Here is an 18,103-nt window from a genome sequence, read left to right as displayed (position 1 = left end):
TCATATCAGCTTTAGACTTTTGTTTAAAATCCTATTGAATTTCCGCCGTCAACAGGTATAACTATACCCGTAATGAATTTAGCATCATCAGACGCAAGGAAGTAAGCGGCATCTCCTATGTCGGATGGTAGGCCTAGTTTTCCCATTGGGGTGCGCGAAAGCACCTTGTTTTTTCTGTCCGGATCATTGTTTAGTGCTTTGGCCGACATATCTGTGGCTATAAAGCCAGGAGCAATACAGTTTACGCGAATACCATCGGGCGAAAGTTCTACTGCCATTGCTTTTGTCATTCCTTCGATACCTGATTTGGCAGCAGTATAAGCAATTACTTTGGGTATGCCATATTGAGCTGCCATAGAGCTGATATTTATGATGCAGCCTTTTTTTTGTTTAAGCATCACTTTTGAAACCTCGCGAGTTAATGAAAATACGGAAGATAAGTTTGTAAGAATCACCTCATGAAATTCCTGATCGGTAACTTCTATGAGCGGTTTTTTTGCATTTATTCCGGCGTTATTAACAAGAATGTCAATTCTACCGAACTTTTGTTTGATATCTGAAACCAATTTAGGTATATCGCTTAGTTTATTCAGATCAAAAGTTATAGCAGTTGTAAGTTCACCCAGTTGCTCACATGCCTTTTCTAATCTTTGTTCGTTTCTTCCAATTAGGATAGTGAAAATGTTGTTCTGTACAAACTTTTCAGCTATGGCAAAGCCTAATCCTGATGCACCGCCGGTAACTAGTGCGATTTTTCTTTCTTGATCATCTTTCATGGATGGTATTGGTTTGAGATTTCGAGGTAATAAAATTGAACTAATGTAGTTAAAAAACTCATAATTATGCAACCGGTTGCATAATTATTTTTCGACTGGATTGCCTTTTTGTTATTTAATCCTTTTAGATGAATCTCTTGCGATAAGTTCTGATCGTAAAATAATTGAATTGGTTGAATTTATGCTTTGTTGCCCGTTTAAATGTGCGATTAGTTTGTGCGCCGCTATTTCTCCCATTTCAAACCCCGGATAGTTAATGGTTGATAATGCTGGTCTGATCACCCTTGATATCGGGTCGTTGTTAAAGCCAATAAAAGCAATGTCCTCAGGTATTTTAATTCCATTATTCATAAGGATAGCCATGCAGTTAACCGCGCAGGTGTCGTTGTCTACAAAAACGCCATCAGGTAATGGGTTCATTTTCAATATCTTTTGGGCGCAATCTATGCCCGCTTGTTCATCCAGTACGTTAATGAAAGTATTGTTAGGGTCTGTCTGGATCCCTGCATCTTTCAGTGCAGACTCGTATCCTCTTTGGCGATCGGCATAAACATTCCTGGCCAGATTTCCGGTGATGTGGATGATATTTTTACATCCCTGCGCTATTAAATGCTGCGTTGCAAGGTACCCGGATTTATAATTGTCGATAACAATACTGGTGCACTGCGGATGATCAAGTGTGCGATCAAAAAATAACAGCGGGATGCCTTTCTCTAATAGCATTTCGAATTGCGAAACGCCAACTGTGTCGTAAGCTACAGATACCATTAAACCGTCTACGCGATTGTTAAACATCGTTTTTACGTTTACCGCCTCTTTTTCTGCCGATTCAAGTGATTGGCTGATGATTAAATTATAGCTGGCCTCATTTGCAACTTTTTCCATTCCAGCCAGTACTGCCGACATAAAACTACTGTTCATTCTTGGAATGATTACGCCTATGGTATTGGTGCGTTTGCTTCTGAGGTTGCTTGCAAACGTATTGAAGCGATAACCCAGCTCTGCAGCAATGTCGTTAATTCTCTTCTTTGTTTTTTTACTTATGGCAGGATGATCCTTCAGCCCGCGACTAACAGTTGTAGGCGAGAGGTTGAGCTTTTCGGCGATATCGTAAATGGTTACGTCTTTTTGTGAGTGCATTTCTTTAGATTTTTATGGAGCCTGATGTAATGATTTTGTATTTAAAATTGAAACCGGATGCATATTTATTGCTTTTTTCTGCGGGAAAAATGTGATCCAGGCAGTTGCCCAGCTGATAGTTTTGTCTGCTTTGTTGCCTTGGAAAGATGTGTTTTTCCGTATAAAAGTCCATTTTTATCATCTTTGAATGCTTTTTGTGGTTTTATTCATTCCTTAATCCCTTCCAGGTATGAATAGACAAATTTAAAAACATTTATGCTATCGGTTGCATTTTTAAATATTATTCCTAACTTTAATTTACTAACCTAATTTAAACTAAACCATATGAAACCTAAACTTAACCGGGATACCTCCTGAATTTTAGAATACACGCAGTGTAATTAAAATTATTCATTTCCTAATAAATAATACATATTATGTTTCTAAATATACAAAACGGCAATAAAATGCGCGTTACAGGATTCTTACGCTCAATTTTTGCAGTAGCAATATGTTGTCCGCTATGGTCTTACGCAACAATAAATGAATGGACAAGGCTTCCCCCTGACCAGCAATTTGACGATCGATTTAATAACAAATATGAAAATGTCCTCGTCAAAACGGTTTCAGGTACAGTTACCGACGAAAAGAAACTCCCTGTTGCAGGTGTGAGTGTTCGTTTAAAAGGTTCTAAAAATGGGACTGTAACTAACGCGGAGGGACGTTATGTCCTTAAGGATATTCCAGACAATGGCGGAATATTGGTTTTTAGCTCACTTGGCTTTATCTCTAAAGAAGTTCCGGTAACGGGCACAACTGTTAATGTTGTGTTGGCAGAAGCCGCAAATGATTTAAATGAATTAGTGGTGGTGGGTTACGGTACACGATCAAAAAAGGATTTAACGGGTGCCATATCACAGGTTAAGGCTGTACAGCTTGAAAATCAACATCCAAATAGCGTACAAGATCTGCTTCGGGGAAATGTTCCGGGATTAAATGTCGCTTTTTCAGCCTCACCCAAAGGTGGAAACAACTCCGACCTTCAGGTGCGAGGAAAATCCTCGCTGATAGCTGGTGTAACACCCCTTCTTGTTGTTGACGGGGTAATTTATCCAGGTCAGTTAAGTGATATTAATCCTAGTGATATCGAAACAATTGATGTATTAAAAGATGCCAGCTCGGCGGCAGTTTATGGAGCAAAGGCCGCAAGTGGTGTGGTTATTATTACTACAAAACGAGGCAAGTCAGACAAGCCTGTAATTACTTTAAATACCACAATCGGGATGGCCTCACGCGAGGTTACGGAGCATGTTTATGATGCCAATGGCTTTGTTAACTGGCGTACAGACGTATTAAAAAGCATAAATGCGGGTACGATTGGTACACAACCATCGCGTTTTAATGATCCGCGTACGCTTCCATCCAACGTAACTCTTGCGCAATGGTATGCTTACGATAATACGCCTATAACTGCCGATCCGATAGATACCTGGTTAACCAGGTTGAAAATGTTTCCGATAGAGATTGAAAATTATAAGGCAGGTAAAAGTACCAATTGGGAAGATTTGATTTACAGAAATGGATTTAGACAGGATCATACATTTGGTATTTCCGGAAGAAAAGAGGAGGTTAATTATTACCTTTCTTTAGGCTATACCAATAATGAAGGATTAACTGTTGGTGATCAATATAAAAATGCCCGGGCACGCCTTAATCTGGAAGGTAAAGCTGCAAAATTCGCAACAATAGGTGTTAACTTTCAATATGCCAGTCGCGATGAGAGTGCTGTTCCTATTGACTTTGGCCAGATTAGAAATGCTTCACCTTTGGGATCTAAATACAAGGATGATGGAATTACATTACGACCAAGTCCAAATGACGATTTAGGTAACAACCGTAACCCTTTTCTGGATAATGTGTACCGCGAAAGGATGTTGAAATATAACACCATCTTTTCGACCATGTATGTAAAAGGCGAATTGCCATTTGGCTTTTCATACTCCGTAAACGTTACGCCAAGTTATGATCAGACCAGGGAATTTAATCACTTTTCTGCATTACATCCAGACTATGTTGCCAGAAAAGGATATGCTGATCGTACAGAAACTACCCGTTTTAACTGGCAAATTGATAACGTTTTGAAATGGAATAAAACGTTTAATAAAATTCATCAATTCGATGTTACGTTCTTGATGAACGCAGAAAAATTAAAACAAACGTCTTCGAGAATAGAAAACGAAGGGTTTGATCCGAATGATAAATTAAGCTATCATAACATAGGTTCAGGAATTAAACCGATTGTGAGCAGTAACGATTTGGTAACTACAGGCGATGCATTAATGGCCAGGTTAAACTACACCCTTAACAGTAAATATCTTTTAACAGCTACCATTCGTCGCGATGGGTATTCTGCTTTCGGGCAGCGAAATCCGAGGGCAACTTTCCCTTCATTAGCACTGGGTTGGGTGTTCAGCGACGAAGGTTTCATGAAATCTGTAAGCTGGCTTAATTATGCAAAACTTCGACTGTCTTATGGATCGGTAGGGAACAGGGATATTGACGGTTATTTAGCGCTTTCAAATCTTAATACAGGTAAATATCTATATGTTTCTCCATCAGGGACAGTTTTTCCTATCGCGCAATTGTATGTAGATAGRATGATAAACAGAGATCTTAAATGGGAATCTACATCGTCATTTAATGGAGGTCTGGACTTTTCAATCCTGAATAATATAATAGACGGATCGGTAGAGGTTTACAAGAAAAATACAAGCAATTTACTCTTGTTAAGAGCCTTGCCAAGTGTAACTGGTTTCTTTAATATAGCATCCAACCTTGGTAATGTGACCAATACAGGTGTAGAAATCGCCTTAAACAGCAACAATTTTAAAAGAGAGAACTTCAGCTGGAAAACCTCTGTTAACTTTTCTTTGAACCGGAACAAGATTGTTCATTTATTCGGCGAGGTAAATCAGTTGGATAAGGAAGGAAAGGTAATAGGTAAAGTTGAAAACAATGATCCTGGAAATGGTTGGTTTATAGGCAAGGATGTAAATGCCATTTGGGACTTAAAAGTTTTAGGTGTGTGGCAGCAAAACGAAGCTGCGGAAGCCGCTAAATACGGCGTGAAACCGGGAGATTTTAAACTGCAGGATGTAAATGGGGATTTCAAATTCACAGATGCGGATAAACAATTCCTGGGATCCAGAAATCCTAAATTTACCACTTCAATGAGAAATGAATTTACGTTTTTTAAGCAGTTTGATTTTTCTTTCTCTATGTATTCCAACTGGGGAGCCATGACAGATTTTAATGAGGCTAAGAATAATTCCGGTTTTCAGGATAGACAGAATTCGTACAAAGTGCCTTATTGGACTGCAGAAAATCCAATCAACGATTATGCAAGATTGTACTCAAGCAATGGCAGTGCAAACTATAATGTATACCGTAAAACATCATTTATCAGAATAGATAATGTCTCGTTAGCATACACTTTGCCAAAGAAACTGGTTGAAAAAGGAAGGTTGAATAGTGTAAGGATCTTTACGACTGTTCAAAACGCAGCAATTTATGCACCCGACTGGGATTATTGGGATCCACAGAATAAAAACCCAACGCCCCGGTATGTGACATTAGGACTAAATGTAACCTTGTAGTATAAATCAAATCGATGATCATGAAAAATCTATATAAAATATTACCTGTCTGTTTAGTTATCACTATACTGGCCGGAATTGGATGTAAAAAAAGCTTTTTAGAACCCGAACCGCTTTCCTTTTACACAGATGAAGATTATAAAGACCCTGCAGTTTTGCGGGCTACATTAGTAGCTTGTGCAAGAAATTTGCGGAATGAATACTTTGGTGATGGCGCGCCGTGGATTACCGAGCAAATATTCTCTGAGATAGCAGTTGATGGTACAACAGATAAATCTGGTCCTGCTCAGGATTTAAACCTGTTGATTACTCCTGATGCGAATCTAAATTCGGTTGACTTTAACAGAATTGGATATTATTGGGACGAGGGATATAAGGGTATCAAATATGCAAATACAGTGATTAGCCGTATTGATGCTGCCAATTTTAAAGATGAAGCGGAGCGTAACTCGATACTGGGGTCGGCCTATTTTCACAGAGCATTCCGTTATTACCGTTTGGTAAATCAATTTGGAGACGTGCCTTTGTTGTTGAATGAAGTAACCACGCCAAGGGTAGATTTTTATACCACTAAGCGCGAGGTCATTCTTCAGAAGATGAAAACAGACCTGGAATTTGCAGCGCAATGGGTAACTGATAATGTGAATAAGGGTGAGGTAACCAAAGGAGCGGTAAATCATTTGCTTACCAAGGTGAATTTAGCGCTCGGAAAATTTGACGATGCCATAGCCTCTGCAAATGCGGTAATAAATGGAAGTCCGTATGCACTAATGACCAACCGGTTCGGCGCTACAAGAGCAGATGAAACAAGAAACCTGATATGGGACCTTCACAGACCGGAGAACAAGTCGTTGGGTGAGAACAGGGAAGGTATATTTATGGTGATTGACAGGCAGATGGATGGAGGTTATGATGGGGGGATGAAAATTATGCGTCAGGCAGTACCGAACTGGGGTTCAAACATCAATACGCCAAATGGAAAAAAAGGTACTAACGATGGAATTAATCTGGAGATCACACAGTCTAATCTTTATGGAAGAGGAATAGGCCGCTGTCGCGGAACATCTTACAGCACACAAGCGATCTGGGACGATCCTAATGACTTAAGGCATATAAAAGGCAATTGGATGAACATGGAAGACCTTGTTTATAATGAGCCCGCATTAAAGAAGAGCGACCCTACATACTACAATAAACCGATACAATTGCGAAATGCTGCAGGCGGCCTTACCGTTACTGATACCATAAGGAGTTATTTTGGATGGCCGCAGTATAAGATATTTATACCTGATTTTGAAAATGCGCCAATGCAAGGTGGTCATACAGACTGGTATGTGTTCCGGATAGCAGAAACCTATTTGCTTCGCGCCGAGGCCTATTATTGGAAAGACGATCTGGCCAGCGCTGCCGCTGATATCAATAAGGTAAGGGCACGTGCAAAAGCAGCACCCTATACTCCTGCTTCGATCAACATCGGCACGATACTGGATGAAAGAGCCCGCGAACTTTATTACGAGGAGCCAAGAAAATGTGAGCTGACCAGAATTGCTTACATTTTTGCACTTACCGGTAAAACTGCCTATAATGGTAAAGTATATTCTTTAACCAATTTCTCGGAAAACAATTTCTTTTATGATAGGGTAAAAGAAAAAAATGTGTTCTATAAAAATGGTGTTAAAACAAATCATGGAGATCAATATACCATGAGCCCATATCATGTATTGTGGCCGGTACCTCAAAGTGCGATCAGGGCAAATGTATCCGGTCACATAAATCAAAACAAAGGATATTCTGGCTCAGAGGGTAATGTACCACCGATTGATAAAATAGAATAGAGGCTAAAGTGATCTTACTGTCTAAAAACCATATTTTTAAAATACGATTAAAGAAATAATGATGTTAAATTCCCTGAGGCTAACCTGCATATCTTTTATTGCCTTTTCAGCAATGCTAACACCCTTGTATGCCCAAAGAATTGCTACCCTGGAGGTAGACCTGAAGAAAAGAACGCCAGATAAAGAGATTCATGTTCAGGTAGATCTGGATGCAATAACTGCTTTGCCTGATAGCGTTATCAGGTTAATAGAGGTAAAAGGAAACAAACAAACCCCTGTAGCGTATCAGGTAGAAAACAACGGAAAACGGGTTTTGCATTGGCTGGTAAAACCTTCTTTGGCCACAAGCATATTTGCCCTGGAAAAAGGAAAACCGCTTAAGCCTGCGGATCACATAAGGGCTATCCGTGAAAACGGGGAGTTAACAATAAGTAACGGGAATAAAAACTTACTCCGCTACAATTACAAAACGGTTTATCCACCAAAGGGAATAGATACGGCCTTTAAAAGAAGCGGTTTTATACATCCGTTATGGTCTCCGCACGGACAAGAATTAACACGGATACAGGCTCCCGATCATTACCATCATTATGGATTGTGGAACCCATGGACTCATGTGGTTTTTGAAGGTGATACTGTAGACTTCTGGAACCTTAAAGACCGGAAAGGAACGGTAAGGTTTGTAGATTTTGTTGCTGTAAACGCAGGTCCGGTATATGCAGAATATCAGACACTGCACGATCATGTGGTTTTTAAAAAAGACGGAACTGAAAAGGTAGCACTCAACGAGCTTCAGTCGGTAAGGATCTTCCAACCTCAAAAAGGTCAGGATTATTATATTGCTGATATCACTATTCAGCTCAATTGCGCTACTGATGAACAGGTATTACTTAAAGAATACCGTTATGGCGGCTTGGGTTGGCGGGCTACCGAAAAATGGAATAAAKAAAATAGCGAAACCCTGACATCCGAAGGAAAAACAAGAAAAGATGCGGATGGCACCAAAGCACGTTGGGTGATTTTGCAGGGAAAAATAGATGATGACTATGCCGGTGCGGTAATGATGTCTTATCCTACCAATTATAATTATCCGGAACCATTAAGAATATGGCCTGAAAACATGAACGGAAGGGGAGATGTGTATGCCAATTTCTCGCCAACAAAAGATAAAGACTGGTTATTGGAAAAGGGGAAAACCTATATCCTAAAATACAGGTTCCTGGTGTACAATGGCCATACTTCTAAGGAGCGTGCCGAAGCCGCCTGGGGTGATTTTGCCAGTCCTCCCGTAGTTAAAATAAAATTAAACCAACTTAATTCAAACTAATGAGCGTATCAATTTTAAGATTTAAATTCAAAGCGAGTATCCTGCTTTCTGCCTTATGGATATTGTGCATCCCATTTGCAATGGCTGCTGAAAAAAACACCTTTCTGAAAAAAGTAAAAGTACTGGTGTACACCAAAAACGGGAAGGGGTATGTTCATGACAATATCCCTAATGCGGTAAAATGCATTCAGAAATTGGGCCAGGAGAATGGATTTGACACCGATGTATCTGATGATCCTTCGGTTTTTACAGAGGCAAATTTAAAGCAGTATACCTTGCTGATTTTTCCAAGCACTAATAATGATGTGTTTGATACCGATGGACAAAGGTTAGCCTTTAGAAGATATATAGAAGCCGGAGGCGGATTTGTTGGCTTACACTCTGTAACCGGTACAGAACGAAACTGGCAATGGTTTAAGCAAATGCTGGGAGGCACGTTTGCCTGGCATGCCAGAAACCAAAAGTTTACTGTAAAAGTAATTGACCCTTCGCATCCCTCTGTTGCAGGCTTGCCAAAAGTTTGGGAAAGAAAAGATGAATGTTATTTTGCCAAAGAACTGTATCCTGGCATTAAAGTAATCATGGCACATGATGTTACCTCTTTAAATTCATCTGATCCGGCAGATGCGGAGAAAATAAAAACATTTTCTGCTCCTTTTTCGGAGTTATATCCTGCAGTATGGTACCAGCAATTTGATGGGGGAAATGTTTGGATTACCGCTCTTGGACACGATAAAGAAAACTATGAAGACCCGGTTTTTATCAAACACATCCTTCAGGGCATCAACTATGTTGCCGGCCAGTATAAAAAAATAGATTACAGTAAAGCATACGCAGATTCACGAAATACACCGCTGCGCTACTAACCAAATATTAACCTAATAAACCTAGATGATATGATGAGCGAAAATGAAAAACTTCCATATAGCAGAAGAGATTTCGTGAAAACGGCTGTTAAGAGTGCTGTTGTTACTTCTGTTGCCATGACTGGCTTTCCTACTATAGTTCCTGCTTCTGTGTTTGGTAAAAACGCACCCAGCAATAAAATTAATATAGGCCAGATCGGCTGCGGCCGAATTGCCCGGACACATGACCTTGCCGAAACTTTTAAATATGATAAAGCCCGTATTGTGGCCATTGCAGATTTAGACGGTAACAGACTGAAAAGTGGAAAACAGCTGGTAGAGGGCTGGTATACCAAAAAAACAGGTAATTCCAATTATATAGATATTAAAACTTATGATGATTATCATGACCTGCTGGCCAATAAAGATATTGATGCGGTGATGATCAGTACCCCTGATCATTGGCATGCCCAGCCAGCAATTGAAGCAGCGCTTGCAGGCAAACACATTTATCTTCAAAAACCAACTTCGTTAACTATTGAAGAGGGTAGGATGATGAGTGATATGGTCAGAAAATCTGGAGTTACTTTTCAGTTAGGTAGTCAGCAGCGTTCAGTTAACCCCTGGCCTCAATTTAAAAGAGCATGTGAACTGGTAAGAAATGGAAGGATAGGAAAACTTCAAAGTGTACAGGTTGGTTTGCCTTCAGATCCTGCGGGTGGGGTTGCTACAGAGATGCCAATTCCTGCAAATTTCAATTATGATATGTGGCTTGGCTCAACACCTTACATTTACTATACGCAGGATCGTGTACATTCACAAACAGATCCGGAATCGAGGGGCGGATGGTTAAGATTAGAACAGTTTGGTGCCGGGATGATTACCGGGTGGGGCGTACATCACATTGATATTGCTCACTGGGGAATGAATACAGAGCATACTGGCCCGATTGAAATTGAGGCGCGTGCCGAATTTCCTAAAAATGGTTTGTGGAATGTACATGGCGATTATGAGGTTCATGCCAAGTATGCAAATGGTGTAAACATGGTGATGAATAGTAAAAATCCTAATGGGGTAAGGTTTGAAGGCAGTAACGGTTGGATCTTTGTATCAAGAGGAAACGTAGGGGTTACCAGTACAGACCCTGGGTCGGGTGGTAAAGATAATAAAGCATTTTATGCAAGCGATCCGGCTATTCTTACCTCTAAAATAGAGGCCAATGAAATTCATCTGTACGAAAGTCCTGAACAACACGGCAACTGGCTGGATTGTATTGAAAGCGGAAAGGCAACAATTAGCCCTGCAGAAGTTGCGCATCGTTCTTGCAGTGCATGTTTAGTAGCTCATGCTGCAATGAGATCTCCAAAAAAGCTATATTGGGATCCGAACAAAGAAGTTTTTAAAGATAATGCAGAAGCCAATAAATTATTATCGAGACCACAGCGTTATCCTTATGGTACCAACTATATTCTCGATAAAAAGAGTTAAACTATGAAAAGCAAACTAATAATGATCCCATTAATTGTGCTGGCAGGATGCAGTCAGCCTAAGAAACAGGAAGATAATGCTGTAAAGCTGATCACCCTTGATCCCGGACATTTTCATGCTGCGCTAGTGCAAAAATCAATGTATCGCGGGGTTGATTCTACCGTGCATGTGTATGCACCTAAGGGAGCCGATGTGGAGTTGCATTTGTCAAAAATTGAAGCCTACAATAAGCGTCCGGACAATCCAACCACATGGGATGAAAAAGTTTATCTGGGCGATGATTACCTGGATAAAATGATTGCCGAAAAGAAAGGGAATGTATTGGTATTGGCAGGAAATAACCAGAAGAAAACAAACTACATAAAAAGATCGGTTGAAGCCGGATTGAATGTGCTGGCTGATAAGCCAATGGCCATTGATGGGGCTAGTTTTGAGGTTTTGAAAGGTGCATTTAAAACGGCAGCAGAAAAGCAGCTGTTGTTGTATGATATCATGACGGAGCGTTATGAGATTACTACCATGCTGCAAAGAGAGTTCTCAATGATACCCGAAGTTTTCGGTATGCTTGAAAAAGGCACGCCTGATAACCCTGCTGTTACCAAAGAAAGTGTTCATTATTTTTATAAGTATGTTTCAGGAAGTGTTTTGGTAAGACCTGCATGGTTTATGGATGTAGCCCAGGAAGGAGAGGGGATTGTTGATGTAACTACGCATTTGGTTGACCTGGTGCAATGGGAATGTTTTCCGGATCAGACGCTCGATTATAAAACCGATGTTCAATTGGTGTCGGCTAAAAGATCAAGTACAGATTTAACTTTAAGCCAGTTTAATACCATCACCAAGTCGACTGCGTTTCCAGATTATCTTAAAAAAGATGTGGTTAACGATAGTGTGCTAAAGGTGTTTTCAAACGGAGAGATCAATTATAAACTCCGTGGTGTGCATGCTAAAGTTTCCGTAAAATGGAATTATAAAGCACCCGAAGGTACTGGCGATACACATTACTCCATTATGCGTGGCACAAAGGCCAACCTGATTATAAAACAGGGAGCAGAGCAGAAATTTAAACCTGAACTATATATTGATCCTGTGAATCCAAAAGATGCCGCTTTTGAAGCAACTTTAAATGAGCAGCTTAAAAATTTACAGGGCAAGTTTCCAGGTATTTCGCTTACAAAAACCAAAACCGGATGGTGGGTTAATATTCCCGATAAATACAAAGAAGGGCACGAGGCACATTTTGCCAGGGTAACTGAAAAGTTTTTGAGTTACCTTAAAAATAAGGATCTGCCTGCATGGGAAGTACCCAATATGATTGCAAAATATTACACAATTACTGCAGCATTGGATCTTGCCAGAAAGAAATAGTTATAATTCATTTTCTATCTTGCAACGTTAAATTGCAATTATGGATTATGTTTTAGGAATAGATATCGGTACGGGGAGTGTAAAAGCGGTTGCTGTAGATACCAAATGCAACTCATTTGGTGCTTTTCAGCAGCATTACGCTTTTACCTCGCCACAACCCGGTTATCATGAACAGAATCCGGAAGAAATCTGGAATGCTTTTAAGAAAAGCATGGATGGATTGATTGCTGAAATTGGCAATGTGCCAAAAGCAATATCCCTAAGCAGTGCCATGCACAGCCTGATACCGGTTGACGAAAATGGTAACGCGCTGGCACCAATGATAACCTGGGCCGATAACAGAAGTTCTGAAATTGCTAAAGGATTAAGAAGCACTGAAACTGGCTTGTCCATTTATAAAGCAACAGGCACACCGCTGCATGCCATGTCGCCTTTATGCAAAATCATTTGGTTAAAGGAGAATGATCCGGATTTGTTTAGCCAAACACATAAATTCATTTCCATAAAAGAATACATCTGGTACAAGCTTTTCAAAGAGTTTAAGATAGATTACTCAATCGCTTCTTGTACTGGTTTGTTTAACATAGATCTGCTAGACTGGCATACAGATTCCCTTAATATCACAGGGATAGATAGTAAAATGCTTTCTGAACCTGTACAAACTAATTATACTAAGTTTCTTGAGTCTGGTATTGCTGTTGTAATTGGTGCAAGTGATGGCTGTATGGCCAATCTGGGGAGTGGAGGGATTAAACCCGGTATTGCTGTGATGACCATAGGTACAAGTGGTGCGGTAAGAATAGCCAGCGATAAGCCTTTGCCGAATGAAAAGGCGATGACATTTAGTTATATCCTTGATAAGGATACTTTTATTTGCGGCGGCCCGATAAATAATGGCGGCATTGCCTTACAATGGTGGATAAAAAATAACATTAAACATGACTTGGGAGAAACCGATTATGAACAGCTTTTTGAAGAAATTGCAGGCATAAGGGCTGGAAGTAATGGGTTGCTGTTTTTACCTTATCTAACCGGAGATCGGGCACCGATATGGGATAGCGAAAGCTGTGGCGTATTCTTTGGTGTAAAGCTGGAACATGGAAAAGCCCATTTTTCGAGAGCTGTACTGGAAGGTATATGCTATGCGATGTACGATGTGCTTGATGCCTTGCAGGAAAATGCTGAGCCCATTAAACAGATCAATATTAGCGGAGGCATTGTAAAATCGGATATCTGGATGCAGATAATGGCTGATATTACCGGAAAAGACCTGGTGATTACACAATCAGAAGATGCTTCGGCAGTTGGTGCTGCACTGTTGGCAATGAAAGCCCTTGGTTTGATTCATGATTATTCCGATTTGGTAAATAAAACGCCAAAAATGGTTAAGCCAAACCCTAATAATGGTGAGGTTTATTTGAGGAATTTTAGGATCTTTAAAACGCTTTATTCTGATTTAAAGAATACCATGCATGAATTTTATAAAATGAATCTTTAATGTTTGCAAGGAAAACCATAATTACATTAATCTTCTTCCTGATTTCATTTGTTGGGCTAGCGCAGCAAGACCAGATTCAGTTTTCGAGTATAAACCTCTCCGATGGGCTTTCTCATAACCAGGTAAATACAATTTTTAAAGACAGCAAGGGCTTTATATGGATTGGTACCCTTTCCGGATTAAACCGTTTTGATGGTCAGCAGATAAAAATTTTTAAGCACGATCCACGAGATACCAAATCAATAAGTGACGATTTTATCGTCAATATTTCTGAACTGCCAGATAACAAGCTCTATCTGGAAACCAAGAACGGCGCAAATATCTATGATGCGGAAACCCAAAGTTTTATAAGGGATGTGAAACCTTACCTGAAGGAGTTAAACATTATTGCTAAAAAGATCATAGATATAGTAAAAGATAGTAAAGGCGGTTTTTGGTTCAACGCGGGTGACGAAGGCGTCTTTAAATATGATACACTGAGCAAAAAAAGTATTCATCTAAAACTGAATACCGGGAATGCTGCATCACTGGCTGGTTCTCCAATTTCTGCATTACAGAAAGGGCCTAATGGAGACATTTGGATTATTCATACGGATAAGACCGTAGAACTGCTCAATAGCTCTACCGGTAAAGTGCAAAAGCGTATCTCTGTGTTTAAGCATGATGACCCTTTGGCTTTTCAAAACTTTAAATTGTTTGTTGATAATGCGTCCGATCTATGGATATATACCCTGAATAGCCAGAGAGGAGTAGATTTTTATGAAACCAAAACCGGGAAAACCAGATTCATAGACAAGGCACCAAATGGTTTGAATAACAACTTGATTAGCAGTATCATTCAGGACGATAAAGGATTGATTTGGATAGGAACCGATCATGGCGGTGTGAACCTGCTGGATAAAAGAAATTTTAGTGTCAGGTATCTTGTTAATAAAGAGGACGACGTTAAAAGTATTGGTCAAAATGCCATTTTAACCTTGTATAAAGACCATTCGGGCATAATATGGGTAGGAACATTTAAAAGGGGCGTTAGCTTTTATCATGAAAAGATCCTCAAATTCCCGCTCTATAAACACCAGAATGCAAATCCCCGAGGGCTGACCTATGATGATGTAAACCGTTTTGCAGAAGACGGACTGGGTAACATCTGGATTGGTACGAATGGAGGCGGACTATTTTATTTTAATAGAAAAACAGGTCAGTTTAAAAGGTATGTGCATGAGCCCGGCAACCCAAACAGTTTAAGTAACGACATCATTGTAAGCCTGTTTATAGATCGCGATAAAAAGCTATGGGTAGGTACTTATTTTGGCGGGTTAAGCTGCTTTGATGGTACAAAGTTCATCAATTATAAACACAATAGCCAAGATACAAATAGCTTGACTGATGACCGGGTGTGGGACATTCTTGAAGACCGGAGAGGAAATTTATGGATTGCTACCTTAGGTGGTGGGCTGGATAAATTCGATAGAAACAAACACATTTTTCTTCACAAAAAGGTAGGAGAAAAGAATGGTATAATTTCAAATTCGCTATCCTGTTTAATAGAGGATAGAAAAGGCAATATATGGATAGGTACCTCTGAAGGCGTTGATGAAATGAAACAGGATGGCAGATTTGTTCATTACAAGAATAAACCAGGCAATAAAAAATCGTTGACTAATAATGTTGTTTATGGCATGATGGAGGATAGCTATGGTTTTATATGGATATCTACACGTGATGGTTTAAGTAGGCTAAATCCTGAATCAGGGCAGTTCCAGAATTTCGACAGTAAAGATGGCCTCACTGAAATGACTACATTAAAAGTGGTTGAAGATAATGACAAAAATCTTTGGATAAGCACGGCGAATGGTTTGTTTGAGATCATTGTTAAGAAGATAAGCACAGACAAATTCTCTTATACCTTTCGTAAGTATGATGAACATGATGGTTTGCAGGGCAATGCGTTTAATGCCAATGCAGGCTATAAAACCAAATCGGGAGAACTTTTATTTGGAGGGGCAAATGGCTTTAATCTTTTTAAACCGGGCGATATCAGAAATGACAATACCAGGCCTATTATCGTTTTTACCGATCTGCAGATTTCTAACAGGAGTATTGGCATTGATGACCAGGTAAATGGAAGGGTTTTATTAAAGAAGTCTATCATTTTTACAAAAGATTTAAAGCTGAACCATAGCCAGAATGGATTTGCACTTGAGTTTGCAGCACTGAACTTTTTTAATCCTCAAAAAATAAAATACCGGTATAGGCTGGAAGGATTTGATCAGCACTGGCAGGAACTTCAGGGGGATAACCGATTGGCAACCTATACCAATATTGATCCGGGTGAATATACTTTTAAAGTGGTTTCTACTGATGCTTCGGGAAATTGGGTGAACAATGAGACCAGCCTTAATATTACCATTATGCCTCCATTTTGGAGAACAACGCTAGCCTATATCATTTACGTATTGCTAATTGGCGGTACGCTGTTTTTTATCCGGCATCGTGGCATTCAACGGATAAAGAAGGAGTTTTTAATAGAACAGGAACGACAACAAGCGAAACGGATGCATGAACTGGATCTGCTTAAGATAAAATTTCTTACCAATGTAAGTCACGAATTCAGAACGCCCTTGTCGCTGATCATTACGCCACTTGAGAAACTGATTAAACAAGCTCAGGATTCAGAGAGACCGCAACTTCAGATGATTCAGCGGAACGGGCGCCGCTTGCTGAATCTGGTAAATCAATTGCTGGATTTTAGAAGAATGGAAGTGCACGAATTAAAACTGCATCCTAAAACAGGAGATATCATTTCTTTTATTCAGGAGCTGTCGTTTTCCTTTAGTGATATAGCCGACAGAAAGAACATCAGTTTTAGTTTTCAAACCGATAGAAAGAGCCTGATTACTTTTTTTGATCATGATAAAATTGAAAGGATACTGTTTAATCTGCTTTCGAATGCATTTAAATTTACACCACAGGGTGGTAAAGTGAAAGTAAGTTTGCTCACTACCATTAATGAACAAAAACAAACCCAGTTAATTCTTAAAGTTTCTGATACGGGTATTGGTATTCCAGAAGATAACAAGGCAAGGATATTCGAAAGGTTTTTTCAAAATGACGTTCCCGATTCCATTGTTAACCAGGGGAGTGGTATAGGCTTGTCGATTACCCGGGAATTTGTAAGGTTGCATGGTGGGCATATTACGGTTGATAGTATTGTGAATGAAGGCACTGAATTTACAGTTTACCTTGTTTTTCCTAAAACGGATATGGAAACTTCCGATCCGGAACCTAAGCTCGACCTGCTCATTACCGCTGGGGTAGATGAAAATTCGGTAAGCGATCCCAAGTTTGTATGGAAAAGTAAAAAGCCGGTGCTCATGCTGATAGAAGATAATGAGGATTTTAGGTTTTATTTAAAGGATAATTTAAAAGAATACTACCAGATAGCCGAGGCAGCCAATGGTAAAGAAGGTTGGCAAAAAATACTTTCGATACATCCTGATTTGATTGTTAGTGATGTGAGTATGCCTGAAATGAACGGTATTGATCTTTGTCGGAAAATTAAAGCGGATAAGCGTACGGCCCATTTGCCTGTGATATTACTTACCGCGCTAACTACCGAAGACGAACAATTGATGGGCCTTGAAACCGGTGCAAGTGATTATATGACCAAGCCTTTTAACTTTGAGATCCTTTTGTCTAAAATAAGGAACTTACTGCAGCAGCAGGCGCTTTCAAAAAAGACCTACCAAAAGCAGGTAGAGTTTAAACCACTGGAAACAGAAATTGAATCTGTTGACGATAAGTTCATCAGACAGTTGTCTATTCATATAGAAAAACATTTGTCAGACTCCGCTTATACTGTCGACCAGTTAAGTGCAGACATGAATATGAGCAGGGTAGGTTTATATAAAAAAGTACTTCCGCTAACAGGTAAATCACCTGTAGAATACATACGCTCTTACAGGTTGCTAAAATCTAAACCCTTGTTGCTGAAATCGCAAATGACCATTGCCGAGGTAGCCTATGAAGTTGGCTTCAGTAACCCTAAACATTTCAGTAAATATTTTAAGCAGGAATTCAATATGCTGCCATCAGCGTATGCCTTAACAAAACCCGATCAAGAGTCTGTTTAATGCTCATTTTAGCAGATTTGTTAACATATGAATACCTAATTGTTATCATTTGAATGCC

At 39.7% G+C, this 18,103-nt stretch carries 10 protein-coding genes; 8 read left to right on the top strand and 2 right to left on the bottom strand.

The genetic code is table 11. The features are described from left to right. Positions 1-23: 23 nt before the first annotated feature. Both AC1DDK_RS04345 and AC1DDK_RS04340 read right to left on the bottom strand, forming a co-directional pair. Positions 24-776, bottom strand: a complete 753-nt coding sequence (locus AC1DDK_RS04345; protein ID WP_288879613.1) for an SDR family NAD(P)-dependent oxidoreductase — start codon at positions 774-776, stop codon at positions 24-26. A gap of 111 nt (positions 777-887) precedes the next feature. Beyond that, entirely contained in the window at positions 888-1,916 is a 1,029-nt protein-coding gene (locus AC1DDK_RS04340; RefSeq protein WP_337715858.1) for a LacI family DNA-binding transcriptional regulator, read from the bottom strand. 416 nt (positions 1,917-2,332) lie between these two features. Here AC1DDK_RS04340 and AC1DDK_RS04335 point away from each other — a divergent pair, with 416 nt between their 5' ends. From AC1DDK_RS04335 to AC1DDK_RS04300, 8 genes are read left to right on the top strand one after another with little or no spacing between them, the layout of a single operon-like run. After that, entirely contained in the window at positions 2,333-5,551 is a 3,219-nt protein-coding gene (locus AC1DDK_RS04335; RefSeq protein WP_288879616.1) for a SusC/RagA family TonB-linked outer membrane protein, read from the top strand. A gap of 20 nt (positions 5,552-5,571) precedes the next feature. Continuing rightward, positions 5,572-7,386: a RagB/SusD family nutrient uptake outer membrane protein gene (locus tag AC1DDK_RS04330; RefSeq protein WP_337715853.1), complete on the top strand. Its 1,815-nt coding sequence runs from the start codon at positions 5,572-5,574 to the stop codon at positions 7,384-7,386. Between the two features lie 58 nt (positions 7,387-7,444). Beyond that, on the top strand, positions 7,445-8,713 hold the full coding sequence (locus tag AC1DDK_RS04325; protein ID WP_477633855.1) for a DUF6807 domain-containing protein: 1,269 nt from the start codon (positions 7,445-7,447) through the stop codon (positions 8,711-8,713). Further along, positions 8,713-9,579, top strand: coding sequence for a ThuA domain-containing protein (locus AC1DDK_RS04320; protein ID WP_172660985.1), 867 nt, complete (start codon positions 8,713-8,715; stop codon positions 9,577-9,579). The genes AC1DDK_RS04325 and AC1DDK_RS04320 overlap by 1 nt, the downstream gene beginning before the upstream one ends. Before the next feature lie 30 nt (positions 9,580-9,609). After that, complete coding sequence (locus tag AC1DDK_RS04315; RefSeq protein ID WP_288879620.1) at positions 9,610-11,046, top strand: Gfo/Idh/MocA family protein; 1,437 nt, start codon at positions 9,610-9,612, stop codon at positions 11,044-11,046. Between the two features lie 3 nt (positions 11,047-11,049). Beyond that, on the top strand, positions 11,050-12,414 hold the full coding sequence (locus AC1DDK_RS04310) for a putative oxidoreductase C-terminal domain-containing protein (protein ID WP_288879622.1): 1,365 nt from the start codon (positions 11,050-11,052) through the stop codon (positions 12,412-12,414). 40 nt (positions 12,415-12,454) lie between these two features. Then, entirely contained in the window at positions 12,455-13,912 is a 1,458-nt protein-coding gene (locus AC1DDK_RS04305; protein ID WP_288879623.1) for a gluconokinase, read from the top strand. Further along, positions 13,912-18,045, top strand: a complete 4,134-nt coding sequence (locus AC1DDK_RS04300) for a hybrid sensor histidine kinase/response regulator transcription factor (protein ID WP_288879624.1) — start codon at positions 13,912-13,914, stop codon at positions 18,043-18,045. Before AC1DDK_RS04305 ends, AC1DDK_RS04300 begins: the two co-directional genes overlap by 1 nt. Positions 18,046-18,103 lie beyond the last annotated feature (58 nt).

It is taken from the genome of Pedobacter sp. 05T44 (assembly GCF_056395985.1).
Note: the sequence above shows the minus strand (reverse complement) of the source record. Positions and strands in the feature narration are given on the sequence as shown.

Excerpts from the sequence above, each read along its gene's own strand:
- AC1DDK_RS04345 (WP_288879613.1), bottom strand. The coding sequence starts at position 776 with ATGAAAGATGATCAAGAAAGAAAAATCGCACTAGTTACCGGCGGTGCA.
- AC1DDK_RS04340 (WP_337715858.1), bottom strand. The coding sequence starts at position 1,916 with ATGCACTCACAAAAAGACGTAACCATTTACGATATCGCCGAAAAGCTC.
- AC1DDK_RS04330 (WP_337715853.1), top strand. The coding sequence starts at position 5,572 with ATGAAAAATCTATATAAAATATTACCTGTCTGTTTAGTTATCACTATA.
- AC1DDK_RS04320 (WP_172660985.1), top strand. The coding sequence starts at position 8,713 with ATGAGCGTATCAATTTTAAGATTTAAATTCAAAGCGAGTATCCTGCTT.
- AC1DDK_RS04315 (WP_288879620.1), top strand. The coding sequence starts at position 9,610 with ATGATGAGCGAAAATGAAAAACTTCCATATAGCAGAAGAGATTTCGTG.
- AC1DDK_RS04310 (WP_288879622.1), top strand. The coding sequence starts at position 11,050 with ATGAAAAGCAAACTAATAATGATCCCATTAATTGTGCTGGCAGGATGC.
- AC1DDK_RS04305 (WP_288879623.1), top strand. The coding sequence starts at position 12,455 with ATGGATTATGTTTTAGGAATAGATATCGGTACGGGGAGTGTAAAAGCG.
- AC1DDK_RS04300 (WP_288879624.1), top strand. The coding sequence starts at position 13,912 with ATGTTTGCAAGGAAAACCATAATTACATTAATCTTCTTCCTGATTTCA.